Source organism: Flavobacterium sp. (assembly GCF_049590715.1).
In the GTDB taxonomy this organism is placed as follows: domain Bacteria; phylum Bacteroidota; class Bacteroidia; order Flavobacteriales; family Flavobacteriaceae; genus Flavobacterium.
Map to the genome: position 1 here is coordinate 1 of NZ_JBAWDL010000325.1, position 1,552 is coordinate 1,552.

Consider the following 1,552-nt stretch of genomic DNA (forward strand, 5'->3'; position numbering starts at 1 on the left):
GAGTAAGGCACGGTTTGCGGAATGAAATCTTCCTCGGCACCGGGCTTGCTGTAGTCGTAAGGCCAGCGGTGTACGGCGGGGATGTCGCCGGGCCAGTTGCCGTGGCCGGGAACTACCGGCGTCGTCCACTCCAGCGTCGTCGAGTTCCAAGGGTTCTCGGTGGCGCGACGGCCGCGCCAGATGCTGTAGAAGAAATTGAAGATGAAGATGAACTGACCGATAAAGGCCACGATGGCGGCTACCGAAATGAATTTGTTCAGGTCGGCAAACTGGCTAAACGTGTCGAAGCCAGTCCAGGCGTAATAGCGGCGAGGGAAGCCGGCAATACCTACGTAGTGCATCGGCAGGAATACCAAGTACACGCCGATGAAGGTCAACCAGAAGTGGATGTAACCCAGCTTCTCGTCCATCATCCGGCCGAACATCTTCGGGAACCAGTGGTAAACACCAGCCCACAGACCAAAGAAGGCCGAAGAACCCATCACTAGGTGGAAGTGAGCTACCACGAAGTACGTGTTGTGGAGCTGAATGTCCAACGCAGCATTACCCAAGACGATACCCGTCAGACCACCCGCAATGAACAGCGACACAAAGCCGATGGAGAACAGCATGGCCGTGGTAAAACGGATGTTACCGCGCCACAGCGTCGCCAACCAGTTGAACACTTTCACGGCCGAAGGAACGGCAATGATCAGCGTCAGGAACATAAATACCGATCCGAGGAAAGGATTCATGCCGGTTACGAACATGTGGTGAGCCCATACAATAAAGGAGAGCAGCGAAATACCGAGCAGCGAACCAATCATGGCGCGGTAGCCGAAAATAGGCTTACGAGCGTTGGTAGCCAGAATCTCCGACACCATGCCCATTGCAGGCATAATCACGATGTATACCTCGGGGTGACCCAGGAACCAGAACAAGTGCTGGAACAGAATAGGCGAACCACCGGTATTCGGCAGGGCCTGACCAGCAATGTAGATATCGGACAGGAAGAACGAGGTGCCGAACGAGCGGTCGAAGATCAGCAGCAAAGCGGCTGAGAACAGCACTGGGAAAGCCAGCAGGCCCAGAATAGCCGTCAGGAAGAACGCCCAAATAGTGAGTGGGAGCTTGCTCATGCTCATGCCCTGGGTACGCAGGTTGATGACGGTGGTGATGTAGTTAACACCACCCAGCAACTGCGACACAATGAACAGCGCCATCGACACCAGCCAGAGCGTCTGGCCTGCGCCCGAGCCCGAAATAGCCTGCGGCAGCGCCGACAGCGGCGGATAGATTGTCCAGCCTGCAGCAGCCGGACCGGTTTCAATGAACAGCGAGGCGAACATAATCACGCTGGAGGCAAAGAAGAACCAGTACGAGAGCATGTTCATGAAGCCCGACGCCATGTCGCGGGCGCCAATCTGCAGCGGAATCAGGAAGTTGGAGAACGTACCCGACAAACCGGCCGTGAGTACGAAGAACACCATGATGGTGCCGTGCATCGTTACCAGAGCCAGATAGAACTCCGGGTTCAGCTTGCCAGCTTCGATCCACTTGCCCAAGAATGGCT

The 1,552-nt window shown here is 56.0% G+C and carries 1 protein-coding gene; it reads right to left on the reverse strand.

Going from position 1 to position 1,552, the window contains the following annotated elements:
- On the reverse strand, nucleotides 1-1,552 hold a 1,552-nt coding region (locus WBQ70_RS13980; protein ID WP_423915275.1), incomplete at both ends, for a cytochrome c oxidase subunit I.